20 protein-coding genes are annotated in these 25,933 nt (G+C 62.2%); 10 read left to right on the top strand and 10 right to left on the bottom strand.

The annotated features are described in order from the left end of the window. Nucleotides 1–46: 46 nt before the first annotated feature. The 4 genes from WH91_RS11780 (at nucleotide 47) to WH91_RS11765 (ending at nucleotide 2,919) form a co-directional block, all read left to right on the top strand. A complete protein-coding gene (locus tag WH91_RS11780) occupies nucleotides 47–970 on the top strand; it encodes a flagellar motor protein MotB (protein ID WP_046171208.1) in 924 nt (307 codons plus the stop codon). Nucleotides 971–1,082: 112 nt separating this feature from the next. Next, nucleotides 1,083–2,051: an acetylxylan esterase gene (locus WH91_RS11775; protein ID WP_046171207.1), complete on the top strand. Its 969-nt coding sequence runs from the start codon at nucleotides 1,083–1,085 to the stop codon at nucleotides 2,049–2,051. Nucleotides 2,052–2,158: 107 nt separating this feature from the next. Further along, the gene (locus WH91_RS11770) at nucleotides 2,159–2,650 is read left to right on the top strand and encodes a YciE/YciF ferroxidase family protein (protein WP_046171206.1); all 492 of its coding nucleotides are present in this window, start codon (nucleotides 2,159–2,161) and stop codon (nucleotides 2,648–2,650) included. Nucleotides 2,651–2,697: 47 nt separating this feature from the next. Then, nucleotides 2,698–2,919 (top strand): DUF2934 domain-containing protein, encoded by a 222-nt coding sequence (locus WH91_RS11765; RefSeq protein ID WP_046171205.1) that lies wholly within the window; start codon nucleotides 2,698–2,700, stop codon nucleotides 2,917–2,919. Nucleotides 2,920–2,968: 49 nt separating this feature from the next. Here the strand turns inward: WH91_RS11765 and efp are convergent, their stop codons facing one another. Beyond that, nucleotides 2,969–3,538, bottom strand: a complete 570-nt coding sequence (gene efp / locus WH91_RS11760) for an elongation factor P (RefSeq protein ID WP_046171204.1) — start codon at nucleotides 3,536–3,538, stop codon at nucleotides 2,969–2,971. 127 nt (nucleotides 3,539–3,665) lie between these two features. Between efp and epmA the strand changes: the two genes are divergently transcribed. Both epmA and WH91_RS11750 read left to right on the top strand, forming a co-directional pair. Next, nucleotides 3,666–4,721 carry an EF-P lysine aminoacylase EpmA gene (gene epmA / locus WH91_RS11755; RefSeq protein ID WP_046171228.1) on the top strand — a complete coding sequence of 352 codons (1,056 nt, stop codon included), beginning with the start codon at nucleotides 3,666–3,668 and terminating at the stop codon, nucleotides 4,719–4,721. Then, nucleotides 4,718–5,761: a lysine-2,3-aminomutase-like protein gene (locus WH91_RS11750; protein WP_046171227.1), complete on the top strand. Its 1,044-nt coding sequence runs from the start codon at nucleotides 4,718–4,720 to the stop codon at nucleotides 5,759–5,761. The genes epmA and WH91_RS11750 overlap by 4 nt, the downstream gene beginning before the upstream one ends. 5 nt (nucleotides 5,762–5,766) lie before the next feature. Here WH91_RS11750 and WH91_RS11745 read toward each other — a convergent pair whose 3' ends face one another. The 4 genes from WH91_RS11745 to WH91_RS11730 all read right to left on the bottom strand — a co-directional run bounded on the left by WH91_RS11745 (nucleotide 5,767) and on the right by WH91_RS11730 (nucleotide 9,955). Continuing rightward, a complete protein-coding gene (locus WH91_RS11745; protein WP_046171203.1) occupies nucleotides 5,767–6,408 on the bottom strand; it encodes a glutathione S-transferase family protein in 642 nt (213 codons plus the stop codon). A gap of 3 nt (nucleotides 6,409–6,411) precedes the next feature. After that, nucleotides 6,412–8,109 (bottom strand): Rieske 2Fe-2S domain-containing protein, encoded by a 1,698-nt coding sequence (locus WH91_RS11740; protein WP_046171202.1) that lies wholly within the window; start codon nucleotides 8,107–8,109, stop codon nucleotides 6,412–6,414. A gap of 85 nt (nucleotides 8,110–8,194) precedes the next feature. Then, a complete protein-coding gene (locus WH91_RS11735; RefSeq protein WP_046171201.1) occupies nucleotides 8,195–9,088 on the bottom strand; it encodes an aromatic ring-hydroxylating oxygenase subunit alpha in 894 nt (297 codons plus the stop codon). 93 nt (nucleotides 9,089–9,181) lie between these two features. After that, nucleotides 9,182–9,955, bottom strand: coding sequence for an SDR family NAD(P)-dependent oxidoreductase (locus tag WH91_RS11730; RefSeq protein WP_046171200.1), 774 nt, complete (start codon nucleotides 9,953–9,955; stop codon nucleotides 9,182–9,184). 159 nt (nucleotides 9,956–10,114) lie between these two features. Between WH91_RS11730 and WH91_RS11725 the strand changes: the two genes are divergently transcribed. The 4 genes from WH91_RS11725 to WH91_RS11710 all read left to right on the top strand — a co-directional run bounded on the left by WH91_RS11725 (nucleotide 10,115) and on the right by WH91_RS11710 (nucleotide 19,712). Next, entirely contained in the window at nucleotides 10,115–11,323 is a 1,209-nt protein-coding gene (locus WH91_RS11725) for an efflux RND transporter periplasmic adaptor subunit (RefSeq protein ID WP_199533517.1), read from the top strand. Further along, a complete protein-coding gene (locus WH91_RS11720) occupies nucleotides 11,323–13,272 on the top strand; it encodes a MacB family efflux pump subunit (RefSeq protein ID WP_046171199.1) in 1,950 nt (649 codons plus the stop codon). Before WH91_RS11725 ends, WH91_RS11720 begins: the two co-directional genes overlap by 1 nt. Nucleotides 13,273–13,491: 219 nt before the next feature. Beyond that, nucleotides 13,492–15,375 carry an autotransporter assembly complex protein TamA gene (locus tag WH91_RS11715; RefSeq protein ID WP_046171225.1) on the top strand — a complete coding sequence of 628 codons (1,884 nt, stop codon included), beginning with the start codon at nucleotides 13,492–13,494 and terminating at the stop codon, nucleotides 15,373–15,375. Further along, nucleotides 15,375–19,712 carry a translocation/assembly module TamB domain-containing protein gene (locus WH91_RS11710; protein ID WP_052952790.1) on the top strand — a complete coding sequence of 1,446 codons (4,338 nt, stop codon included), beginning with the start codon at nucleotides 15,375–15,377 and terminating at the stop codon, nucleotides 19,710–19,712. The genes WH91_RS11715 and WH91_RS11710 overlap by 1 nt, the downstream gene beginning before the upstream one ends. Nucleotides 19,713–19,895: 183 nt before the next feature. Here the strand turns inward: WH91_RS11710 and WH91_RS11705 are convergent, their stop codons facing one another. From WH91_RS11705 to WH91_RS25105, 5 genes are all read right to left on the bottom strand, one after another. Beyond that, nucleotides 19,896–21,743: an extracellular solute-binding protein gene (locus tag WH91_RS11705; RefSeq protein ID WP_052952788.1), complete on the bottom strand. Its 1,848-nt coding sequence runs from the start codon at nucleotides 21,741–21,743 to the stop codon at nucleotides 19,896–19,898. Nucleotides 21,744–21,789: 46 nt separating this feature from the next. Next, on the bottom strand, nucleotides 21,790–23,418 hold the full coding sequence (locus tag WH91_RS11700) for an ABC transporter ATP-binding protein (protein ID WP_046171198.1): 1,629 nt from the start codon (nucleotides 23,416–23,418) through the stop codon (nucleotides 21,790–21,792). Further along, nucleotides 23,415–24,557, bottom strand: coding sequence for an ABC transporter permease (locus tag WH91_RS11695; RefSeq protein ID WP_046171197.1), 1,143 nt, complete (start codon nucleotides 24,555–24,557; stop codon nucleotides 23,415–23,417). The genes WH91_RS11700 and WH91_RS11695 overlap by 4 nt, the downstream gene beginning before the upstream one ends. Next, complete coding sequence (locus tag WH91_RS11690; RefSeq protein ID WP_046171196.1) at nucleotides 24,554–25,648, bottom strand: microcin C ABC transporter permease YejB; 1,095 nt, start codon at nucleotides 25,646–25,648, stop codon at nucleotides 24,554–24,556. The genes WH91_RS11695 and WH91_RS11690 overlap by 4 nt, the downstream gene beginning before the upstream one ends. A 61-nt stretch (nucleotides 25,649–25,709) precedes the next feature. Beyond that, the coding region (locus tag WH91_RS25105; RefSeq protein WP_210165776.1) for a hypothetical protein at nucleotides 25,710–25,933 on the bottom strand (224 nt) is incomplete at its 5' end.

Here is a 25,933-nt window from a genome sequence, read left to right as displayed (position 1 = left end):
TCACCCTTCCTGGAAAACACTCCGGGGCGCCGATTAGGAAGCCAGAATGGCCAATTACGACCAGCCGATCATCATCAAGAAGGTCAAGAAGAACAAGCACGCCCACCACGGCGGCGCCTGGAAGATCGCGTACGCCGACTTCGTGACCGCCATGATGGCCTTCTTCCTGCTGCTCTGGCTGATCAGCATGACCACGCCCGAGCAAAAGGAAGGCCTCGCCACCTATTTCGCGCCCCCCAATATCGCGCCCACCACCAGTGGTTCGGGCGGCTTGATGGGCGGTACGGCGCTGGATAACTCAGATGGTTCGCTGATGGCCGGCGCGACGCCGAAGGAGCGACCTGACGCGTCGGTCACGCCCAAGGGCACCGAATTCGGCACCATGTCTGGCGCCATGACCGGCAGCGAGCAGAAGAGCGGCAACCAGTTCGATGCCGCCAAGGCCTCGTCATATGACCTCAAGGCCAAGGACGACCAAGGCTTTCACAGCGCGGCAGCCAGCATCAAGCAGGCTTGGCAAGCGCTGCCTGATATCACCGAGATTGCTGACAACTTGCTGGTCGAAGAGACCGAGGAAGGGCTGAATATCCGGATCATCGATCAGGAAGGCAGCCCGATGTTCCCGGAGGGGTCGAAATACCCCAATGAGTCGACGCGCCAGGCCATCGCGGCCATCGCGCCGATCCTGCAGAAACTGTCCAATCCCGTCCGCATCGAAGGCCACACGGCGGCCGGCGGCGTCTATGCCAATCCGCGCTACGGCTCGTGGGAACTGTCGGCCGATCGTGCCAATACCGTGCGCCAGATCATGGGTGAATTCGGCCTCAAGGACGACAAGATCGACTCTGTGGTGGGTCGCTCCACTGCGCAACCGTTCTTCCCCAACGACCCTTATATGGCTGCCAACGAGCGGATCGAAATCACGCTGCTTTATGAAACGCCGCCGGTGCCCGCGGGCCTGGCGCCCTGATCTGCAAAAGCCCCGCCATCGAGCGGGGCTTTTTTTTGCGCAAGATAATGCAGCCACCTAGTATGGCCGTCACGGCCGGTGCATTCTCGCTCGCAACGCGAGGAGATTTGCCGTGCCGTTTCCCGATCTGACGCAGCCTGAGCTGGGTGCTTACCAAAGTGATGTGACGAGGCCTGCCGATTTTGCGGCATTCTGGGAGGCCACCATTGCCGAGGCGCGCGCCATCGGTGGGGCGGTCAGCCTTATCCCTGCGGATACGACGCTGAAAGCCGTCGAAGCATTCGACGTTACCTTTCCGGGTTTTGGTGGGCATCCGATCAAGGGCTGGCTGGTGCTGCCGGCTGACCGGACCGGCAAGCTGCCGCTGGTGGTGCAATTTCTGGGCTATGGCGGCGGTCGCGGCTTTCCGCATGAGCAGTTACATTGGGCGGCGTCGGGCTATGCCTATTTCCGCATGGACACGCGCGGGCAGGGCAGTGGCTGGTCGACCGGCGGCACGGCTGACCCGGTAGGCACCACGCCATCGATTCCGGGCATGATGACCAAGGGCATCCTCGACAAAAACGACTATTACTATCGCCGCGTCTTCACCGATGCGGTGCGGGCAATTGATGCCATGGTGGCGCAGGATTTCGTTGATGCCGCCCGCATCGCCGTCTGCGGTGGCAGCCAGGGCGGCGGCATTTCGCTGGCCGTGGCGGGCATCGATCCGCGCGTCAAGGCGGTGATGCCCGATGTGCCATTTCTTTGCGATTATCGCCGGGCCATGGCAAAGGCCAGCCGCGATCCCTATGGCGAGATCGTGCGTTTTCTGGCGCAGCATCGCGACAAGAAAGCTCAGGTGTTTGAGACGCTGAACTATTTCGACGGCGTCAATTTTGCGCGCCAGTCAAAAGCAGCGGCCCTGTTTTCAGTGGCCGTCATGGATGAGGTCTGCCCGCCATCGACCGTCTATGGCGCCTATAACGCCTATGCCGGGACGGACAAGACGATGGAAGAATACGAGTACAATAATCACGAGGGTGGCCAAGCCTTTCAGGACCGGGCGCAGATGGTGTGGCTCGGCAAGAGATTCACCTAGGTTAAGCCAAAGTCACCCAGTGCCAGGCGTCCTCAAAAAGCGCGGAACCTTGGTGAAAGAAAGCCGTTCTCCGGCCAGCGTCTTACCCATTCACTGGAGATATCAAGATGGCTGCCGAAAAAACTTTGGACGATCTGTTTCTCGATACGCTCAAAGATATCTATTACGCCGAAAAGCAGATCGTGAAGACCCTTCCCAAGATGGCCAAGGCTGCGACCTCGCCGGAACTCAAGGCCGGCTTTGAACAGCATGCCGAAGAAACCGAAGGTCACATCGAACGCCTGGAACAGATTTTCGAGCTGCTCGGCAAGCCGGCCCGAGCCAAGACCTGCGATGCCATCCTCGGGATCATCGAAGAAGGCAAGTCGATCATGGACGAGTACAAGGGCACCGTGGCGCTCGACGCCGGCCTGGTATCGTCGGCTCAAGCTGTCGAACACTATGAAATGGCCCGCTACGGCACGCTCAAGACCTGGGCTACCCAGCTCGGCATGACGGACGCAGTGGCGCTGCTCGACGCAACTCTGAAGGAAGAAATTGCGACCGACAAGAAGCTGAGCCAGGTCGCCACCAGCAACGTGAACCAGAAGGCTGCGTAAGCGCCGGGCGCGGGGTAACTCCCGCGCCAATTTCTTGTGGTAGCATAATGATCAAGAATTCCGAGGTCGCCGAACGTCTGCGGCAAACGGCATATTTTCTCTGGGAACATGACGGGCGGCCGGAAGGTCGCGCTTTCGATTATTGGCTCAGAGCAAAAGACAAGCTGCTGCGGCAGATCGCCTATGACAAATGGCTGGCTGAAGGCACGCCTGTCGATCGCGCCGACGAAAACTGGCGTGAAGCGACCGGAGAGATCGGGGACAAATAGCAACGGGCCCGAAAGGGCCCGTTTTGTTGTGCAAGGGGCATTCTACCCTTCAGTCCTTGGCGCGCTCTACGTATGAATTGTCTTCAGTCAAAATCACGATGCGGGTGCCGGTGCCGATATGCGGCGGGACCATGACACGCAGGCCGTTGTTCAAGATAGCGGGCTTGTAGGACGATGACGCCGTCTGGCCCTTCACTACAGGTTCGGTCTCGACGATCTCGAACGACAGGCGCTGAGGCAATTCCATCGAAAGCGCCGTGCCCTCGAAGGTCTTGAGATGCACCTTCATGCCATCGACGAGATAGGCTTTCTGGTCGCCGATGACGTCTTCGGACACGGTGATCTGCTCATAGGTGGCAGGCTCCATGAAATGGTGCCCTTCGCCATCGGAATAAAGATAGTCATATTCGCGATCGTCGACATCGGCCTTCTCGACCATTTCGACGGTGCGCCAGCGGCCAACCACCTTCACGCCATCCGAAATGCGTCGCATGTTGACGTTGGTGATGGAATTGCCCTTGCCGGGATGGACGTTTTCGGCGGTGAGGACGACGTGCAGAGCGCCATCCTGTTCGACGACGTTGCCCTTGCGCAGCGAAGAGGCGATGACCTTGACCATTATTCTTCCTTGTTCATATCGTAGTCGCGTCGTAGAGGCAGAGCCATCTACGGCGGCGGAATAGACTTTCGTGCGCCAACTATCCTATCTCGGCGAAATTCGCCAGCCCGACCGCGATAAAGGTCAGATGAGCACGCACGATAACCAGTCATCGCCGTGGTGGACGCCTCAGGTCCATGCCGACCGGCGGCCGATTCTCTTGGCGCGCAATCGCATTGAGGCGGCAATTCGCGGCTATCTGACTGATCGCGACTTCCTTATCGTCGATCCACCGGCGCTGCAGCGGTCACCGGGCAACGAGACGCATCTACATGCTTTTGGCGCAACGATGATCGGCAATGACGGGCTGGGTACGCAGATGTATCTGCACACCTCGCCCGAGTTCACCCTGAAAAAGCTGCTGGCGGCGGGCGAGCGGCGCATTGCCAGCCTGCAGCATGTCTGGCGCAATCGCGAGCGCAGCGCGCTGCATCATCCCGAGTTCACCATGCTGGAATGGTATCGCGCCGGCGAGCCCTATGAGGCCGTGATCCGCGACTGCGTGGCGTTGCTGGCGCTGGCGGCCAAGGCGACGCGGGTCAGCGTATTGCGGTTTAAGGATCGGGAATGCGATCCCTTTGCAGAGCCGGAACGATTGAACGTGGTGGACGCGTTCGCGCGCTATGCCGGGATCGATCTGCTAGCAACGATGGATGATGACGGTACCACAGATGGCGAAAAGCTGGCGGCGCAGATGCTGGCACTCGGGATGGATGTGCCCGACGACCGCAGTTGGAGCTACCTGTTCAGCCGCGTGCTCAATGAAAAAGTCGAGCCGCACCTGGGCATCGGCCGCATCACCGTGCTGGATCGCTATCCCGCGGCAGAGGCTGCCCTGGCACGACGGACGGGTGATGACCGTCGCGTGGCAGAGCGGTTCGAGCTATATGCCTGCGGCGTCGAACTGGCTAACGGCTTCGGCGAACTGACCGATGCCGACGAGCAACGTCGCCGTTTCACTGCCGAGATGAACGAAAAACAACGGATCTACAACGAGCGCTATCCGCTGGACGAAGATTTCCTCGCCGCCTTGGCGCTGATGCCGGAAGCCAGCGGCGTTGCCATGGGTTTCGACCGGCTGGTCATGCTGGCGACGGCGGCACCACGCATCGAGGCAGTGCTATGGGCGCCGGTGGCGGAATGACCGCGCACCGGTCGATCAAGAGCGTTGGTGAACTCGTGGCATCCGGTCTGGTGGAAAATGCGGCTGGCCTCGAAGACGTCGCAGCCCGCTATGCCATCGGCATAACGCCGGCGATCGCAGCGCTAATCGACCCTAACGACCCAAATGACCCAATCGCACGACAGTTCCTGCCGACGCTGGCGGAGCTGGTGACCACCCCAGACGAACGCGCTGACCCGATCGGCGACCTGACGCATTCGCCGGTCGAAGGCATCGTGCATCGTTATCCCGATCGGGTACTTCTCAAGGCGGTGCATGTCTGCCCGGTGTATTGCCGCTTCTGTTTCCGCCGCGAAATGGTGGGGCCGCAGGGGCTCGGCACGCTAACCGGGCCCGAGCTCGATGCTGCAATCGGCTATATCGCGGCGCACGAGGAGATCTGGGAGGTCATCCTCACCGGCGGCGATCCGCTGGTGCTGTCGCCGCGTCGGCTGCGCGAGATCATGGCGCGGCTGGCGGGCATCGATCACGTCAAGATTGTCCGCTTTCATACCCGCGTGCCGGTGGTGGAGCCTGAGCGGGTCGATGCCGAGATGGTCGCGGCGCTCAAATCTAGCGGAAAGACCACCTATCTCGCGGTACACGCCAATCATCCGCGCGAATTCACCGCCGAAGCCCGAGCGGCGATGGGGCGGCTGGCCGATGGTGGCGTCGTGCTGGTCAGCCAGTCGGTACTGCTGGCTGGCGTCAACGACGATGTGGAAACGCTAGCGGCGCTGATGATGGGTTTCGTCGAGAACCGGGTGAAGCCCTATTATTTGCATCATCCCGACCTGGCGCCCGGAACCAGCCACTTCCGCGTCAGCATCGAGGCGGGGCAGGCGCTGGTGACGGCACTGCGCGGGAGGATTTCGGGCCTCGCACAGCCGACCTATATTCTCGATATCCCGGGCGGCCATGGCAAGGCCGAGATCGGCGCCAGCGTCATCTCGGGCGGCGACGGCTGTTTTACCATACGCGATTGGCAGGGCACCGAGCACGCCTATCCGCCCAATTCTTAGACTAGCTACAATGCCCGTCCGGCAGGGAAAATGCCGGACATGACAACAAAACCCGGTATCCGCCGCACCCGATCGGTCCAGCGGCGGAGCGCCGGGTAATCCTCGCGGCCCACGCCGCCTTCCTCGCTCAGCATGACATAGGGGAAGCAGGCGATATCGGCCGTGGTGGGATGCGCCGGCGAGCACAGCCAGTCGCGCCCCTCGCGTTCGCCAAACCACAGATGCTCGTCCATCAAGCGGAAGATACGGTGGGCGCCCTTCTGGGTTTTCGCTATGTCGAAATCATATCCATAACCCAGCGCCAGCCGGGCGGCCGATGATGTCGCGGTGATGTCGTCGGCCACCGAATGCCAGCGCAGGATCTCGGCTGTCACAGCCGGATCATCGGGAAACCACAGGCTGGCCTCGTCATATTTCCGCGCCAGGTAGGCAAGGATGGCGCCCGAATCCGACAGGATCAAGTCGTCGTCCTTGAGCACCGGCAACTGCCCGAACGGGTTCATGCGCAGGAACCAGTCGGCCTTGTGCTGGCGGCCGGGATAAAAATCCACCGGCACGATATCATAGCGCAGCTTCAGTGCGCTCATCAGCAGCCGCAGCTTGTAGCAATTACCGGACAGTTCGAAGTCGTAGAGGGTGATGGCCATGGGTCAGATATCCAGAACCAATCGTGCGCTTTTTGCTCGCGACACGCAGGTCATCATGCAGGTGTTGGAGCGTTTTTCGCTGTCGTTGAGATAAACGTCCTGATGGTCGACTTCTCCTTCCATGACCGTAGTCAGGCAGGTGCCGCAGGCGCCCTGTTCGCAGGAGCTGGGCACGGTCAGGCCATTGTCGCGCATCACTTCGAGGATGGTCTTGCCGGACGGAATTTGTAGCGTCATGGCCGAGCGAGCCAGTTCCACCTCGAAGGCCGAAGAGTTGTCGATGACCTTGTCGTTCTTAAAATATTCGAAGTGGATCGAGGCTTCTGGCCAGCCTTGTGACGCCGCGGTGGCGCGGACGGTTTCCAGCATGGCGGAGGGGCCACATACATAGACGTGTTGGGCAAGTGACCACTCACCGAGCGCCGAGGCAATGGTGCTGCCGATCTGCTCGCGCGGCAGGCCGGTGTGAAAGATCACCTTGCCGTTCAGCGCTTCGAGCTCTGAGCGGAACGCCACGTCACCGGCGCGGGTGAAATAATGCAGCTCGTAGTTGAGGCTGGATTTGTCGAGGAAGCGCGCCATCGACAGCAGTGGCGTGATGCCGATGCCGCCGGCTATGAGCACCGTGCGGGTGGCGTCGCGGCGCAGCGGGAAGTTGTTGCGCGGCTCGGAAATCGATAGCAGGTCGCCTTCGCGCACACTCTCGACCAGCACCTTCGAGCCACCCTTGGAGGCGCTCTCCTGCTTGACGCCGATGATGTAGCTCATCAAATCGCCCGGGCCGTTGGTGATGGAATATTGCCGGATCAGGCCATTGGGAAGGTGCAAGTCGATATGGGCGCCGGGCTGGAAGGTCGGCAGGTGACCATCGCGCGGCGCCAACTCGAAGCCAATGACGCCATCGGCGCTGGTCCATTTGCGCTTGACCACGACGGTCAAGGTATTGCCGCGCGGCACGGCGATCTCGGGCATGGTCGAGAGCTCAGCCGAGACTTTTTCGAAGGCTGGATTGAGCGGCTCCGGCGCCGGCTTTTTCGCTGCGGCGCGCTCCACGCGATCCCGCAGCTTGCTCAGCGTTTCGTTGCAATGGCGCAGCGTGGCACTGTCTGGCTGTGCCGACAGCAGGCCGCGGATCACCGACCGGCCAGCATCGACGGGCTGGACGAAGTAATATGTGTCGCCGAAGTGAAGAGTCAGACCGGGCAGCAGATCTGCGGGCTGGTCATCGGGCGCCAGGCTGGCCAGTGCCGCCAGCACATCCTCGGGCGCGGCATTGACCGGCATTGGGCGCAACGGGAACCAGTCGTTGCCTTCCGCGCCGGGGAAGGGCTGGAAAACCTGGTCATCATTGGCGGCGGACCAGATCAGGCCATAGGCCTCGCGCACCGGATAGGTGCGGTTCTGGATGCGGCGTGCCGGAGCGTCGGCAGGGTGGGCCGGGATGTAAGTGCAGCCGGCTGAGCGGTTGGCATAGCGCCAGCCGTGGTACTGGCACTTGAGCTCACCGCCCTCATTGACGCCAATGGACAGCCTCACGCCGCGATGCAGGCAGCGGTTTTCCCAGACGTTGACGTTGCCATCATCGGCCCGCCACACGGCGAGTTCGCGGCCGAGAAGCTGGCCCTGATAGACATGGCGAAACGGCAGGTCATCGCTGGAGGCGATCGGGTACCAGGTCGGGTCGGTTAGGCTGAGCGTCATGGGATCATCCGAAAAGCATTGGATCGCGCCACGATCGGATGAGGTCGTCTTCGGCGAACCTTGGCGTACGAGGTTCGCTGCAATCCTAGCTCGCCACCGGGATGACGCCGTAGGTTATGCCCTTCTGGCTGAGCCAGCGGCGGTAGGCAATGGCGCTTTTATCGGCGCGGATCGGGGTTTCCGAGCGCGGGTCGAGTGGCAGGCGCTTGGGGAACTGGTTTTCGAGGATCGGCTTGTCCTGGCCGAAAATGGTCTGCTGGAAGCGGCGCAGGTCGGTGATGGTCGAGGTGCTGTCGATCATCGACTGGAGCAGGTGGGCGCGGCAGCGTTCTTCGGTCATCGGCTGCAGAAAAATCGCGATGACGTCGCGGCGTTCGGGTGCCTCGGGCGAGGATTTGTAGAGCACCGCGCAGAACGGGTGCGGCACGCGATAGACATATTCGACTTCCATCCCATCGATAGCCGATAGCGCGGCGCGGGGCTGGAAGAACTTGCATTTGGTGGCCAGCACTTCGTCGCGTTCCTCGGAAACCTCGACGTCATATTCCTTGACCTCGGTATGCGGCTCGGCGCCGAGAATGTCGGTGTGGACGTAGGGGAAGTGGCCCATGTCGAGGAAGTTCTCGACTGCTCTAGGTGCAGAAACATGGATGCCGATCGAGCCGCAGCTCATATTGACTCGGTCGCTTTCGGCATACTCTGGGATCGGAAACAGCTCCTTGGGGGGATTGCCCAGGCTGGTCCAGATATAGCCGTAGCCAGTAATGGCCGGCAGGCGGTCGAGCACGCTCGCGGGGTCGATCTCGTCGCCCTGTTCCTCATCGCGGCGTAGCCAGACGACGGGGCTGCCGTCGCTGTCGCGGGTCAGCGCGATACGCGTATCGAGCAGCAGGGTGGCCTCCACCACGCCGACGGTAATTTCATCGGTGGCGGCGATGACCTGCCAGAGGTCGCGGGTGACGGGATCGATGGACGACATGGATGATCTCAACATTTATTGGAGCATAGGCGCATGGCAGATCAGTGTCAGCCCAAACTTGCTGACACGGGCCATGCGCCTCGGGCATGGGATTCAGCCGCGATAGATATCGAACGGACCGAACGCCTGCGTTGTCGCCATCACCTGCAGCCGGTTGACGTTGACATGGGCGGGCAACGTCGTGCTCCAGAAGATGGTCTCGGCAATATCTTCGGCGTTCATCGCCTTGGTGCCCTCATAGGGCTTGGATGCCTTGCCCTCGTCGCCCTTGAAGCGGACCAGCGAAAACTCGGTCTCGGTCAGGCCAGGCTCGATATTGGTGACGCGGATATTCTTGCCCTGCACGTCCGCGCGCAGGTTGAGCGCCAGTTGCTTCACGAAGGCCTTCGTGGCGCCATAGACCGAGCCGCCCGGATAGGGATAATCGCCAGCTACCGACCCAAGCGTCACCACATGGCCGCCGCCACGCGCGATCAGGCCCGGCAGCAGCGCGCGCACGGTATAGGCGAGCCCGGTGATATTGGTGGCGATCATGGTCTCCCAGTCCGTGATGTCGGTCTCGGCGGCAGGCTGCAGGCCCAGAGCCAGGCCGGCGTTGGCCAGCACGATATTGATGCCGGCAAACGGCGCGGGCAGGGCGGCAATGGCAGCATCGATGGCATGGCGGTCGCGGACGTCGAGTTCGATGATGTGGCAGTTTTCAGCGCCCAGCTCGGCCTGCAATTCCTCCAGCCGCTCCTTGCGGCGCCCGGTCGCGATCACCTTGCCGCCAGCGGCGACGTAGCGGCGCGCAGCGGCGGCGCCGAAGCCCGAGGTGGCGCCGGTAATGAAGACGACGAAGCGGCTGGGATCGAGCAGCTGATACATGGGAAAAGTCCTGACGGTCGTGGAGGCGGAGAGGGTGGACCGGGCAGGCCTCTGCCGTCAACCTCGCGAAATGGTTTGCAACCTTACCAAGTCCTAACGTGAACTCGGGGGCCATGCGTATTACATTGCAGCACATCAATGATTGCGGGATTTTGCGGGTTGAAGAGCTTTCTGAAGTGGCTGTTGATGCTGGTGGTCGTGGCGGGTGCCTGTGGCGGTGCCTGGTGGTATTTCATGGTGCAGCCGGAAGCGGCCATCGTGCCAAATACCGTGCCGGTCGAGCGCGACAGCATCGAGCAAACCGTGCTGGCCTCAGGCGTGCTGCAGGCCAATTCCTTGGTGGCGGTGGGTGCCGAAGTGTCGGGCCGCATCGATTCAGTGCATGTGTCGCTGGGCCAGCGCGTCGAGAAGGGCGACCTGATCGTCGAGATCGATAGCCTCGATCAGGAAAACGCGGTCAAGACGGCGCAGGCAGTACTGGCCGGCATCGAGGCGCAGAAGCGCAACCAGCAGGCCAGCCTCGCCAAGGCCGAAGCGGCTTTTTCCCGCAATCAGCAGCTCAACGCCAATAGCCTCGTGTCGCAAACAGATCTTGAAACCGCGCAAGCAGCAGTTGATTCAGCGCTGGCGCAAATCGACCAGCTCGACGCACAGATCACGCAATCCGAACTTAGCGTCGAGTCGGCTGAACTGAACCTGGCCCGCACCAAAATTGTGGCGCCGAGCGATGGCACCATCGTTGCCTTGCTGGTGGAGGCCGGCCAGACTGTCAACGCCAACCAGACCATTCCCACCATCGTTAAAATCGCCGATCTCGATACCATGGTGATCAAGGCCGAGATTTCCGAGGCCGACGTGGTGCGGGTTGCGGCCGGGCAGCGGGTGTATTTCACGATCCTTGGCGAGCCTGATGTGCAGATCGATGCCAAGCTGCGCGAGGTCGAGCCGGCGCCAACCTCGATCGGTTCGGACACCGCCTCGACCGATACCGCCATTTATTATAACGGGCTGTTCGACGTACCCAACCCCGATCACAAGCTTCGCATTTCGATGACGGCGCAAGTCACCATCGTGCTTGACGAGGTCGAGAATGCGCTGGTGCTGTCGTCGGCGCTGGTTACGAGGCGCGATCCCGAGGGCAATGCCATGGTGATGGTCTATGACCCGGCAACGCTGGTGCAGGAGCCCCGTCGCATCGAGGTCGGACTCAATAACAATGTGGTGGCCGAGATCAAGTCGGGCCTCGAGGAGGGCGAACAGGTGGTCAGCAATGTTGCCAGCTCTGCACGCGCGACCGGCGGACAGCCAAGCGGCGGCTTCGGTGGAATACCCGGCATTGGCGGTGGCGGTTTCGGCGGCCGCCGCTGATGGCCGATCCTATCATTTCGCTGCGCGGGCTGACCCGCCAGTTCCAGACAGGCGCCGAGACGGTGACCGTGCTCAAGGATGTCGACCTCGATATCCACCAGGGCGAGCTTGTGGCAATCATCGGCCAGTCCGGCTCCGGCAAGTCGACGCTGATGAACATTCTCGGCTGTCTCGACCGCGCTACGGCCGGAAGCTACAAGTTCGACGGGCGCGACATCGGCAAGCTGGGACCAGATGCCCTGGCCGAGCTGCGGCGTGAGCATTTCGGCTTCATTTTCCAGCGCTATCAACTGCTGCCCGATCTCGATGCTGTAGAGAATGTTGAAATCCCCGCCATTTATGCAGGCGTAGACGGTACGGCCCGCCGCAAGCGGGCGATCGAACTGCTTACCCGGCTCGGGCTTGGCGATCGGCTCGACCATCGGCCCAACGCACTTTCGGGTGGCCAGCAGCAGCGCGTCAGCGTGGCGCGGGCGCTGATGAATGGCGGCGAGGTCATTCTCGCCGACGAGCCGACCGGCGCGCTCGACAGCAAGAGCGGCAAGGAATTGATGGCACTGCTGCATGAGTTGCATGCCGATGGCCATACTATCATCATCGTTACGCATGATCCGCTGATCGCGGCGCAGGCACAGCGCACCATCGAGATTTCCGATGGCGTGATCATTGGCGATACTCGCAAGCAAGGCGCCATCCAGACCAGTCGCGTCAAGGAGAACATGCGCCGGATTGCGCGCTGGCGCGAAGGTTTTGACCGCAGCGTCGAGGCCCTGCGCATGGCGCTGCGCGCAATGATCGCACACAAGCTGCGAACCTTTCTGACCATGCTTGGCATCATCATCGGCATCGCGTCGGTGGTGAGCGTTGTGGCCTTGGGGCAGGGCAGCCAGGAAACCGTGTTGGCCAATATCTCCTCGATCGGCACCAATACGATCAATATCTATCCAGGCAGCGGTTTCGGTGACCGGCGCAGCAATCGCATCCAGACGCTACTGCCGTCAGACGCCGATGCACTCGCCACGCAGCCCTATGCCGATAGCGTCACGCCGCAGGTTTCGTCCAATTCAACGGTGCTGTTCCGCAACACCTCGTCCACTGCCTCGATTACCGGCGTCGGCGAGGGCTTCTTCCAGGTCAATGGCCGGGTGTTTGCCGAAGGCGTCGGCTTCACCGAGACCAGCATCACCCAGCGCACGCAGGAAGCAGTGATCGACGGCAACGCGCGGGCCGCCTTTTTCGTCAACGGCGAAGATCCTATCGGGCAGGTCATCATGCTCGGCCGCGTGCCGGTGCGGGTAATCGGCGTGGTTGAAAATGTCACCGGCTTCGGCCCGGGCGGCAACAGCGCCAACGTCTATGTTCCCTATACGACCGCGATGGATCGCGTCTTGGGCCAGTCCTATCTCGGCTCGATCGCCATCCGCGTCAGCGACGACTACGACATGGCGCGGGCCGAGACCGAGATCACCGAAATGCTGACCCGGCTGCATGGCGGCAAGACCGATTTTTTCCTGCAGAACACCGCTACCATTCGCGACACCATCGAATCGACGGCGGCGACGCTGACGCTGCTGATCTCGACCATTGCGGTGATCTCGCTGGTGGTGGGCGGCATCGGGGTGATGAACATCATGCTGGTCAGCGTGTCCGAGCGTACCAAGGAGATCGGCATCCGCATGGCCGTCGGCGCCCGGCGTGGCGATATCCTGCGGCAGTTCCTCATCGAAGCGGTGCTTGTGTGTTTCGTCGGCGGTGCGGCCGGAGTTGGGCTGAGTTTCGGGCTGGGGAGCCTGCTGACCGCGTTGGTGACCGGAGCCAAGGTCAGCTATTCTGCCGAATCCATCATCCTCGCCATCGCCTCAGCCAGCCTGATCGGGGTGGTCTTCGGCTTCATGCCGGCACGTTCGGCGGCACGGCTGGATCCAGTGGAAGCACTGGCGCGCGAATGAGGATATCGCGTTGCTCATCGGCCACGGTCTGCCTGACAATTCGGGACAAATTCCACCAGAGGTTGTTTCCCGCCATGGGATGGTCGTAAAATCGTCACTTCGGCCGAAGGTCCTTAACGGAATCTTCGCCCGGACGGGGCAATTTGAGCTTCTGCCTATCTGGTTGAAGCGTAACGGGCGGGATTGGTGCACTTGCGTATCGTGCGTCTGGTAATGAGCATGAGTGCCTTGTGTGTTGCCCTTGCCGGGTTCGGCGCGGCAGCATCGCCGGCTGCTGCCTTTGAACTCTTCGGCATGAAGTTCTTTGAGGACGAGGTCGACGAAGAGGCTGTGATTGCCGATCCGCAGCCCTACATCGCCACCGTAGTCATCAACGCAACCGGCGCGCTCGAGAGTGCAGTCCGCAATGCTTCGGCGCTGATTGCCGACGAGAGCGAGCCGGCATCGGGCGCAGCTGGCCTGCTCGCCAAGGCGCGCGGCGACTACCGCCGCGTCATCGCAGCGCTCTATAACGAAGGCTATTACGGCGGCACGGTTTCCATACGCGTCGGCGGTGTCGAAGCCTCCAATCTTGCGCCCGATGTCAAGTTGCCCGATCCGGTCGAGGTGGCCATCGTGGTCGATCCAGGCCCGGAATTCCGCTTCAACAGTGTGTCCGTGGCCAACCAGGCGCCGGTCAGCAACGACCCCTACGACCAGGTCGACCTGCCGTCGAACAAGGGGTTTGCCGCCGGTCTTGTCGCGAAATCATCGGTGATCCTGCAGGCCGAGCAACTGGCGCTCGAAGCCTGGCGGCAGCAGGGCTATGCCAAGGCAGTCATCGCCGCGCGCGACGTGGTGGCCGATCATGGGGTCAACCTCGTCGATGTCACCATCACGGTCAATCCGGGTGCCAAGGCGGCCTTTGGCGAAGTGGCTGTCACCGGTACCGAGCGCATGGATCCCGATTTCGTACGGCGCCAGACCGGTCTCACCGTGGGCGAAGAATACGATCCCGACGAGGTCGCGTTGGCGCAGAAGCGGCTCGACCGGCTCGAAGTGTTCCGCGCGGCGCGGCTCGAAGCGGCGGATTCCATTGGCGCCGATGCCCTGCTGCCGTACCAGTTGATCGTGCAGGAACTGCCCGGTCGCCGCTTTGGTGCTGGCGCTACCTATTCCACCATCGACGGGCTCGGCGTCGAAGGCTTCCATCTCTGGCGCAACCTGTTTGGCCAGGCCGAGCGGCTGCGGCTCGATGCCCGCGTCGCCAGTATCGGCTTTCCGCTGGATTCCACCCAGTTCGACTATTTCTTCGGTGGCACCTTCACTAAGCCGGGCGTTTTCACCCCAGACACCGATTTCGTCGCCTCGGTCGCGGCGGAGCGCACCCTCTATCCAACCTATTCCGAGACCTCGGCCTCTGGTCGCGCCGGCTTGACCCATATCCTCTCCGACCAGATCACCCTCGAAGCTGGCGCACAGTTCGAGATCAATCGCTTTGACGACGTGTTCGGCACCCGCGATTTCAAGACCATCGGGCTCTACAGCGGCGCGGTGCTGGATTTCCGCAATGACAAGGTTGATGCCACCCAGGGTTGGTATGGCGCGGTGAATCTTGAGCCGTTCTACGAGCTGAACTACCAGAACACCGCCGCCCGGCTGACCGTTGAGGGCCGCACCTATTTCGGCTTCGGCGAAGACGATCCTTACGTGCTTGCCGCGCGCCTCAAGGCGGGTGTGTTGCTTGGGCCGGGCCTCGCGGAAATTCCGCCCGACAAACTGTTCTTTGCCGGCGGTGGCGGATCGGTGCGTGGCTATGCGTTCAAGTCTATTGGCGTCGACAATGGCGCGGGCGTGGTCACTGGCGGGCGCTACCTGCTCGAAGGCTCGATCGAGGCCCGCGCCAAGGTCACCCAGGACATCGGCGTTGTCGGCTTCGTCGATGCCGGCTATGTGGCGGCAGACCGGTTCCCGGCGCTCGAAGACCTGCGTATCGGCGCCGGTGTCGGCATCCGCTATTACACCGGCCTCGGCCCGTTGCGGCTCGACTTCGCTGTGCCGCTCAACAAGCGTGCGAGCGATCCCGATTACGCAATTTATGTCGGCATAGGGCAGTCCTTCTGATGGCCCGGTTCACCAATCTCGCGCGACGCCTGATCGTCGTCCTGCTCTTAACCTTCGGCCTTGCCGCGCCTGGGCTTGCGCAGGACGCTGTCGAAGTGCTCACCATGGGCAATGAAGAGCAGAAGGACTGGCTGACCAATTTCGTGCAGGACCGCCTGTCGACGCCCGAACGGCAGATTCGACTGTCCAATATCGATGGTGCACTGGGCTCCAATGTCTCTGTGCGCGAGATCACCATTTCCGATGCCGAGGGCGTCTGGCTGCGCGTCAACAATGCTACGCTCACCTGGAACCAGGGCGCGCTGCTGCTCGGCCGGCTCGACGTGCAGTCGCTCAAGGCCGACTCGATCGAATATATCCGCAATGCCGTCCCGGTCGAAGGCGCGGTAGACCTGCCGGCGCCCGAAGCCAGCGGCTTTCAAGTTCCGGAATTCCCGGTGGCCATCAACCTGCAGGAACTCAGCATTCCCAAGGTGACTTTCGGCGAAAATGTCTTCGGCCTCGGTTCGGAAATTTCGCTGGCCGGCGCGCTGACGCTGGAAGGCGGCAACCTCACCACCAATCTCGATATCGTGCGTCTCGATGGTCCGGGCGGTACGCTCGATCTCGACGTTGTCTATGCCAATGCTGAAAAGAACATCAATCTCAATCTCGCGCTGGTCGAGCCCGAGAACGGCGTCATCGCCAACCTGCTCAATATCGATGGTCGCCCCGCCGTCACGCTGACGCTCAAGGGCAGCGGCGCGGTGACCGACCTGCGCACTGACTTGCAACTGCAGGCCAATGGCCAAACGGCGTTGTCGGGCGTCGCGACGATCAACCAGACGCCCGAGGGCATCGCCATAGCCACCGACCTGCGCGGTCCGTTGTCCACGCTGATCGCCGAAACCTACCGACCCTTCTTTGGCGCCGAAACTTCGCTGACCGTCAACGCCTTGGTTCGTTCGGAAGGCGGCATTTCGATCACCGGCTTGCGCCTAAGCGGCGGGCAACTGTCACTCGAAGCCGCGGCTGATACCACGGCCGACAATTTCCTGCGCCGCCTGACGCTCAATGCCGTGGTCGCCGATCCTTCTGGCGGCAAGGTCACCCTGCCGGTGCCGGGCAGCGCCACCCGTGTCGGCTCGGCGCAACTGGCCGTGTCGTTTGGCGAAACCGGCGAAGACTGGACCTCGACGCTGGCGATTGCCGGCTTCGAGACCGACGGATTTGCCGCCAACAGCCTGTCGCTCAACCTCGGTGGCGTCGCCGCCAACCTCAGCGATCCGGCTACCCGTCGCGTTACCTTCAACGGCGATGGCACGCTGTCGGGCATTGCCGGCTCGGCCGAGATCGAAGCTGCCCTGGGTGACAGCATCGGCCTCGGCATTGCCGGCCTCTGGGAGGCCGGGCAGCCCGTTAAAGTCGCCGAATTGCGCGTGGTCGGTCAGGCACTAATCCTGGCGCTGACCGGACAATTGGACAATCTCGATTTCATCGGCGACATCAATCTCGAAACCGCCAGCATTGCGCCATTCTCGGGCCTTGCCGGGCGTGACCTCGACGGCGGCCTCGCCTTGCGGATCAATGGCACGATCCAGCCGCTGAGCGGTGGCTTCGATGTCGCGCTCGACGGCACTGGCACCAATCTGTCGATCAACGACGAGGTTGCCGATGGGTTGCTGGCCGGCGCCGTGTCGCTGAGTGGCCGCGTGGCGCGGACCGAGGCGGGCCTGTTGGCCGACAATTTCCGCGTCAGCAACGACCAGCTGCAGGTCGTCGCCGACGGCACTTATTCCAGCGCTGTGGCCGACTTCGCCTTCGATCTCGATCTCAGCGACCTTGCCCTACTTTCCGAACAGGCCAGCGGCGCACTCAAGGTGGTGGGAACTGCTAAGGGTGCCGACAACCTGATCGATCTCAATCTTGATGCCACAGTGGCCGATGGCCGGCTGGCGGGTCGGACCCTGCGCGATGCCACGGTGGCTTTTGACGGCCGCTATGCGGTGGATCGCCTCGACGGTAGTATCTCAGGCGCCGCCGCGCTCGATGGCTATCGCGCCACTTTGGCCGTCGGTGTCAGCGTCACGCCGAGCGAACAGGCGCTGGCCGATATCGACTTCCAGGCCGCAGGCACGCGTATCACCGGCGGGCTGACCCGCGAATTGCTGACAGGCATGATCAATGGCGGGCTGACCCTGGTGTCGCCCGACGTTTCGGTGCCAGCAGCGCTGGCGCTGCTTGACGCCAAGGGCGCGGTTAATGCCGAGGTCAATCTGGCGCCGGTCGATGGCAAGCAGGGCGCCACGGTGCGCGGTGATGTGCGTGGTCTGGTGGTCAATGACATCACGGTCGGTGCGGCCGATATCAACGCCACGATAGGCGACCTGTTCGGCGTTCCGGTGATCGACGGCTCGGCCAATGCCAGCAATGTGTCGGCGGCGGGCGTCGACGTCACCACGCTGACAGCCAAGGCCACCCAGAGCGGCACCACCACCTCCTTCGATGCACAGGCGGCCCTCGCCACCGGCACCGATGTGGATGTGGCCGGTTCGCTCACGCCCGTCGATGACGGCTATCGCCTTGCCGTGGATCGCGCCCAGTTGCAGCAGGGCACGCTCTCGGCACGACTGGCGCAGCCGACTGTCTTGCAGGTTGCCGGCTCCGATATCGCGCTTGACGCGGTGCGCTTCGATGTCGGATCGGGCTCGGTCACCGCCACCGGTTCGGCCGGCGAAACCCTTTCCATAGTGCTCGATGTCAACGCATTGCCGCTGTCTATCGCCAATGCCATCGCGCCCGATCTGGGGCTAGCCGGCACGCTCAATGGCCGGGTCAACATTGCCGGTACCGGCAGCGATCCGCAGGTGAGTTTTGAGGCGCAGGTTGCGGGCGTCAACGCTGCCGCTATCAGCGAGTTCGGTGTTGCGCCCTTGACGGCCTCGGCCAGCGGCAGCTTCCGCAATGGCGCGGTCACTCTCGCATCGCTGCGCGCCAATGGCTCGGGCGGGCTGACCATCAGCGGTTCGGGCACCGTGCCGCTCGCTGGCAACGGGCTCAATCTCTCGCTGCAAGGCTCCGCCCCACTGGCGCTGGGCAACCGCTTCGTCGCCGATCGCGGTGGTCAGATCAGCGGTGTCGTGACCCTGGATGCGCGGGTCACCGGTTCATTGGCCAGCCCGCAGTTTGGCGGCCGCATATCTACTAGCGGTGCCGGCTATGTCGATCCGGAGCTCAATCTCCGCATCACCGGCCTTGCTGGCTCAGCCAGTCTCAATGGCGACAGTCTGGTCATCGATAGCCTGTCGGGGGGGCTCTCCACCGGCGGCACGGTTTCGGCCTCGGGCTCGGTCGGTCTCAGCGGCGGCTTGCCGGCCAATATTCGCGTGGCGCTGAATTCGGCGCGCTATGCCGATGGCAATATCTTCGTCGCCACCCTGTCCGGCAATCTGGCGCTGACCGGCAATCTCACGGGGTCGCCATTGCTTAGCGGCGATGTGCTGGTCGAAGAGGCCAATATTACGGTGCCTGAGAACTTCGGTGGCGGGGCCAAGCTGATCGATGTCGAGCATATCCGCACCCCGCCTGCCGTCGAGCAGACGCTGCAGCGTGCCAAAATCGATGATGCGAGCGGAGCGCCAATTCCTCAGACCCGGCCAACCGGCGTCGTGCTCGACATCAATGTCAGTGCGCCCAACCAGATTTTCGTGCGTGGCCGCGGCCTCGATGCTGAAGTGGGCGGTTCGGTGCGGATCACCGGCCCGGTCAATAATGTTCAGCCGGTCGGCGGCTTCGAGCTGATCCGCGGGCGCCTGGCCATTCTCGGTCAGCGCGTCACCTTCGAGAGCGGCACGGTTACCCTCGTTGGCGATCTTGACCCGTTCCTCAACTTCGTTGCCCGCACCGAAGGCGAAGGCATCACAGTGTTCGTGACCGTCGCCGGCCGCGCCTCCGACATCGACGTCAGCTTCACCTCCAGCCCAATGCTGCCGCAGGACGAAGTGCTAAGCCGGCTGATCTTCAAGCGCTCCATGGGCGAGCTGTCGCCGCTGCAATTGGCCAAGCTGGCCGGTGCGGCTGCCGAACTGGTGGGTGGCGGCGGCAATGGCCTCGTCGATAGCCTGCGCGGCGCCGCGGGCCTCGCCGATCTTGATATCGTCACCGACGACCAGGGCAACGTCGCCGTCCAGGCCGGCACCTATATCCAGGACAACGTGTATCTCGGCGTCCAGGCTGGCGCTGGCGGCCAGAGCAAGGTGACCATCAACCTCGATGTGACCGGCGACCTCAAGGTCACAGGCGCGGCGGGGCAAGACGGAAATTCAAGCCTCGGGGTGTTTTATGAGAAGGACTACTGAGGCGCGGGGGGATTGGCGCAGACGCTGTTCGCGCTGTGGCTCTCATCCCCCCACCCTCATTCCCTCCCCATTCAGGGGAGGGAGGCGCTAGGTCCAATGCCAGTGTTCATCGTCTCCCTCCCCCTTGTGGGGAGAGATTAAGGGTGGGGGTTGTTTGGCCGCGATGGTGGAAACGCCTAAACCCTACTGCGCCCCACCGGTCTTTGCCGCCTTGGCCTCGTCATACCACCAGATGGTTGGGAAGCCCGAGGAGAACTCAGGCAGGTTTTCGGGCCGGCCGAAGCGGTCCCAGCGGGCGGTGCGCGAGTTGCGCAGGGAGTAGCTGGGCACGATGTAGTGGTGCGCCAGCAGGGTTCGGTCGAGCGCCTTGACGACGGCTTCCTGGGTCGCGCGATCGTCGGCGCCGATCAACTTCTCGATCAGTGCGTCGATGCCGGGGTCGGCAATGCCGGCATAGTTCTGCGAACCCTGTTCCTTGGCGGTCGATGAGCCGAAGAAGAAACGCTGTTCATTGCCGGGCGACCATGACTGGGCCCAGCCCGAATAGATCACGTCGAAATCAAACGAGCGCGCCCGGTTGATATATTGCGGGCTGTCCACCGTGCGCAGCGTCACCGCGACGCCGATCTGGGCAAGATTGGTCACGAGATTGGCGGCTACCGGCTCGATGGTCGGGCCATTGAGCAGGATTTCGAAAGCCAGTTGGGTGCCGTCGGCATCGACAAGCTTGTTGCCATCGAGGGAGAAGCCAGCCTGCTGGAACAGTCCGAGCGCCGTGCGCAGGTTGGCGCGCAGCTTGGTCGGGTCACCGCTGATGGGGTTGGTGTAGGTATCGGTGAACACCGATGCCGGCACCAGATCCTTGACGGAATTGAGCACTTCTAGCTCCTCCCCCTCGGGCAGGCCGGTCGATTTGAACGGCAGGCCGAAGAAGTAGCTGTCGATGCGCTGGTACTGGCCAAAGAATAGCGTGTTGCTCAACTCCTCGAAGTCGAAGGCATAGTTGAGCGCCTCGCGTACCAACGCGTCCTGGAACTTCTCGCGCCGCAGGTTGGGGATGAAGCCGACTATGATGCCCGATCCGGCATAGTCCTGCGGGAATTCTTCCTTGATGACGCGGCTATCGGCGACGGCGGGGAAGTCATAGGCCGTGGCCCAGCGTCGGGCCTGGTTCTCGCTCCAGTAGTCGAACTGGTCGCCCTTGAAGGCCTCGAATTGCACAGTCAGATCGAGGAAATACTCGATGCGGTATTCGTCGAAATTGTTCTGTCCGACCTGGGTGGGATGATCGATGCCCCAATAGTCGGGGTCGCGCTTGTAGACGATGGTTCGGCCGGCATCGAAGCTGGCGAGCTCATAGGGGCCGCTGCCCAGCGGCGGCTCGAGCGTAGATTCAGCAATGTTACGCTGCTTGCCGGCGGCATCCTTGCCCTCCCACCAATGCTGCGGCAGCACCTGGAGCTGGCCCAGGATCAGCGGTAGTTCGCGATTGCCGGTCTGGTTGAAGGTGAAGGTCACCTCGCCCGGCGCGGTCACTTCGGCCTTGGTGATATTGACGTAGTACTGGGCGCGGTCGGGATTGACCTCGATCAGCTTGTTAAAGGTCCAGACTACGTCCTCGGCGGTCACTGGCTCGCCATCATGCCATTTGGCATCGGGGTCCATGCGGAAGGTCACCGCGCCATAGTCCGGCGCGATCATCAGCGCCTGGGCCAGATGTCCATAATAAACGCTCTGCTCGTCCAGCGATGGCGTCAGCAGCGTTTCGTAGAGCAGGCCGATGCCGCCCGCCGCCTCGCCCTTGGGCAGGATGGGGTTGAAGGTGTCAAAGCCGCCCAGATCGCCCGTGCGGACCACGCCGCCCTTGGGTGCATCCACATTGACGTAGTCGAAATGGGTGAAGTCGGGACCGTATTTGGGCTGGCCCTCCATGGCAAAGGCGTGGACCCATTGCCCGGTCGGCGTCTGGGCCATGGCCGGTGCGGCGAGGCCGAAAAGCAGCATGGCGGCGAGGAGGGGTGCGAGTTTCATCGGACGGCTCCGGATTGGTTTGATGGAGGGAGACTAGGCGCAAACGTCATGGCGTGACAGGGCGCGCCGGATCAAGATTTTGCGGCGCAATCACTTCGGTATTGAAGGCGGCAGCCATCAGCGTTTTAGTATAGTCGGACTGCGGCGCGGCAAAGATCGCTGATGCTTCGCCTTGCTCGACGATCTTGCCGTTTCGCATCACGATCAACTGGTTGGCGAGTGCCCGCACCACCTTGAGGTCGTGGCTGATAAACATATAGGTCAGCCCGCGCCGCTGCTGGATATCGCGCAGCAGGTCCACCACCTGCGCCTGGATCGACACGTCGAGCGCCGAGGTCGGCTCGTCGAGCACGACGAATTTTGGCTCGAGCACCATGGCCCGCGCGATGGCAATACGCTGGCGCTGGCCGCCGGAGAACTCATGTGGATAGCGGAACCGCGCAGCGGGCGGCAGGCCCACCTCTTCCAGCGCCTTGACGACGCGATCATCGCGTTCAGACGCGGTGAGCTGCGGCATGTGCACCGATAGTCCTTCACCGATAATCTGGTCCACCGACAGTCGCGGGCTGAGCGAGCCATAGGGGTCCTGGAACACGATCTGCATATCGGCACGCAGTGGCCGCATGGCTTTCCAGGAACGGCTCTGCACCTCGTTACCCAGTACGACGATGCGCCCATCCGACGGGATCAGCCGCAATACGGCATATCCCAGCGTCGACTTGCCCGAACCGCTCTCCCCCACCACTCCCAGCGTCTCGCCCCGGCGGATCGACAGGTCGACGCCATCGACCGCCTTGATATGTCCGACGGTGCGCCGCAGCAGGCCCCGCCTGATCGGGAACCACACCTTGAGGTCAGCCACATCGATGATGCTGGGGGCAGTGGGATCGGACAATGGCGGGGTGCCGCGCGGCTCGGCGGCGAGCAGGTGGCGGGTGTAGGCATGCTGCGGATTGGCGAACAGCGTCGCCACTGGCCCGCTTTCGACGATCTCGCCATTGGTCATGACGCAGACCCGGTCGGCAATTTTTTTCACGATGCCAAGGTCATGGGTGATAAACAGCATGGCCATGCCGCGCCGCTGCTGCAGCGACTTCAGCAAGGTCAGGATTTGCGCCTGCACGGTCACATCCAGCGCCGTAGTCGGCTCGTCGGCGATCAGCAAGTCCGGCTCATTGGCCAGCGCCATGGCAATCATCACGCGCTGGCGCTGCCCGCCCGAAAGCTGGTGCGGATATGAACTCAACCGGCTCGCCGGGTCCGGAATACCCACCGCATCCAGCAGTTCGAGCGTTCGCTTGCGCGCCGCCGTAGCGCGAAGGCCGCGATGGATCGCCAGCACCTCACCGATCTGGCTCTCGATGGTGTGGACCGGATTGAGCGAACTCATCGGCTCCTGAAAAATCATCGAAATGTCATTGCCGCGCACCGCGCGCAGTTCAGCCGGGGCAACCGTCACGAGATCCTTGCCCTTGAACAGGATTTGCCCGGACAGCTTGGCCGAAGGCGGCAGCAGCTTGAGCACCGACAGCGCCGTCACTGACTTGCCCGACCCACTCTCGCCCACCAGCGCCACAGTCTCGCCCGGCGCAATATCAAACGAAATACGCCGCGTCGCCTCGTTGGTGCCAAAGGCAATGGTCAGGTCGCGAATGGAGAGCAGGGGTGCGGTCATGCCATCGACTTTCGCGGATCGAACGCGTCGCGGACGGCTTCGCCGATGAACACCAGCAGGGTCATCATGATGGCGATGGTGAAAAACCCGGTCAGGCCGAGCCATGGGGCCTGCAGGTTGTTCTTGCCCTGGGCCAGCAATTCGCCCAGCGAGGGGGAGCCGGGGGGCAGGCCGAAGCCGAGCAGGTCGAGCGAGGTCAGCGTCACCACCGAACCCGAGAGAATGAAGGGCATGAAGGTCAGCGTCGCCACCATGGCGTTGGGCAAGAGGTGACGGAACATGATGGTGGCGTTGGAAACGCCGAGCGCACGGGCGGCGGCGATATATTCGAAATTGCGTCCGCGCAGAAATTCGGCGCGCACGATGCCGACCAGCGCCACCCAGGAAAACAGCAGCAGGATGCCCAGCAGCACCCAGAAATTGGGCGCGATCACCGATGAGATGATCAGCAGCAGGTAGAGCGCTGGGATCGAGGTCCAGATTTCGATGACGCGCTGGAACACCAGGTCGACCCAGCCGCCGAAATAGCCCTGCACGGCGCCGGCAACCACGCCGATCACCGATGAAATGATAGTCAGGGTCAGCCCAAACAGCACCGAAATGCGGAAGCCGTAGAGCAGGCGGGCGACCACGTCGCGGCCGCGATCGTCAGTGCCGAGCCAGTGGAAATTGCCCCAGTGGCAATTGGGGTCGGCGGCCTGCAGCGGATAGCGGGCGCAATTGTCCTCGAATGACATCAACCAGCTTGGCGCGACGGCGCCCGAATAGGGCAGGAAGCCATCGACGGTCTGGTAGTTGAAGCGGATCGGCGGCCAGATGGCCCAGCCGTTGGCCTTGATCTCGTCGGCGATGAAATCGTCGCGATAATTGGTGATGGCGAAGAAGCCGCCGAACTTTTCCTCTGGGTAATCGACGAAGGCCGGGAACAGCAGCTCGCCCTTGTAGGAAGCGATGGTGGGCCGGTCATTGGCGATGAATTCCGAGCCCAGCGTGGCGAGAAACAGCACCAAAAATATCCACAGCGACCAGTACCCCCGGCGATTTTTGCGGAAATTTGCCAGCCGGCGTTGGTTGAGCGGCGTCAGAAACCTGTTGCGCGGCGCCTCGATGACGGCGGCCTGTCCTGCCATCTCGCTCATACTTCGCGGCTTTCGAAATCCAGTCGCGGATCGACCCACATATAGGCGAGGTCGGAAATCAGGGCGATGACGAGGCCGAGCAGGCTGAAAATGTACAGCGTGGCAAACACCACCGGATAATCGCGATTGGCGACGGAAACGAAGCCAAGCAGGCCAAGGCCATCGAGCGAGAATATCGTCTCGATAAGCAGCGAGCCGCCAAAGAACGCGCCGACAAAGGCGCCGGGGAAGCTGGCGATAATCAGCATCATGGCGTTGCGGAAAACGTGGCGATACAGCACCTGGTTTTCGGTCAGTCCCTTGGCGCGGGCAGTCGTGACATATTGCTTGCCGATCTCGTCGATGAACGAGTTCTTGGTGAGCAGCGTCGTGGTGGCGAAGGCGCCAAGACCCATGGCGATGATGGGCAGGGTTAGGTGCCAGAAATAGTCGAGCACCTGCCGCCACCACGGGAAGCTGTCAAAGCCCGTCGAGGTCAGCCCGCGCAGCGGAAATAGCGACCAGAAGCTGCCGCCGGCAAACACGATAATCAGCATGATGGCGATCAGGAAGCCGGGGATGGCATAGCCGATGATGACCACGGTCGAGGTCCAGATATCGAAGCGAGAGCCGTCGGAAATGGCCTTTTTGATGCCCAGCGGTATCGAGATGCCGTAGGCGATCAGCGTCATCCAAAGGCCCAGCGAGATCGATACAGGCATTTTTTCGAGGATGAGGTCGATCACGGAGACGTCGCGATAATAGCTGTCGCCGAAATCGAACCGCAGGTAGTTCCACAGCATCATGCCGAAGCGTTCGAGCGGTGGTTTGTCGAAGCCGAACTGCTTTTCGATACGCTCGACCAGTTCGGGCGAAAGCCCCTGGCTGCCACGATATCCCGATCCGCCACGCTGGCCGGGCTGGGCAGTGAAGTCGCCGCCTTCGCTGCCGGAAATGCGCTCCGTCATCGCCGAATTCTGGCCTGAAATATTGGCCAGCGCCTGCTCCACCGGACCGCCCGGCGCGAACTGGGTGATAACAAAGGAAATCGCCATGATGCCGAACACTGTTGGGACCATCAGCAGCAGGCGGCGGAGGATGTAGGCGCCCATCAGGTCTCCGGGCAGGCGGGTTGGGCCTGGAATTCAGCGCTCGGCTGTTCCGGCTGGCAAATCACCAAGCGGTGAAACAGTTTAAATGGATTCGATCATTTTGATGGAAGGTTTGCAACTTCGAACTGTCCCGCAGGGCAAATCGCTCCGGTGGAGCGATTTGAAGTGAGAAGGCCATGAGGCCTATGGCCGGGCGCTTATACACATCTGACGCTGCCGAAGAGCGAACTAGTGGAGATACGGGGAGACGACGGATGAAGAAAAAAAAAAACAATAGAACAAATA

The organism is Devosia psychrophila, from assembly GCF_000971275.1.
GTDB lineage: Bacteria > Pseudomonadota > Alphaproteobacteria > Rhizobiales > Devosiaceae > Devosia > Devosia psychrophila.
The sequence above is the reverse complement of the archived record's forward strand: the minus strand, read 5'-3'. Positions and strand labels throughout refer to the sequence as shown.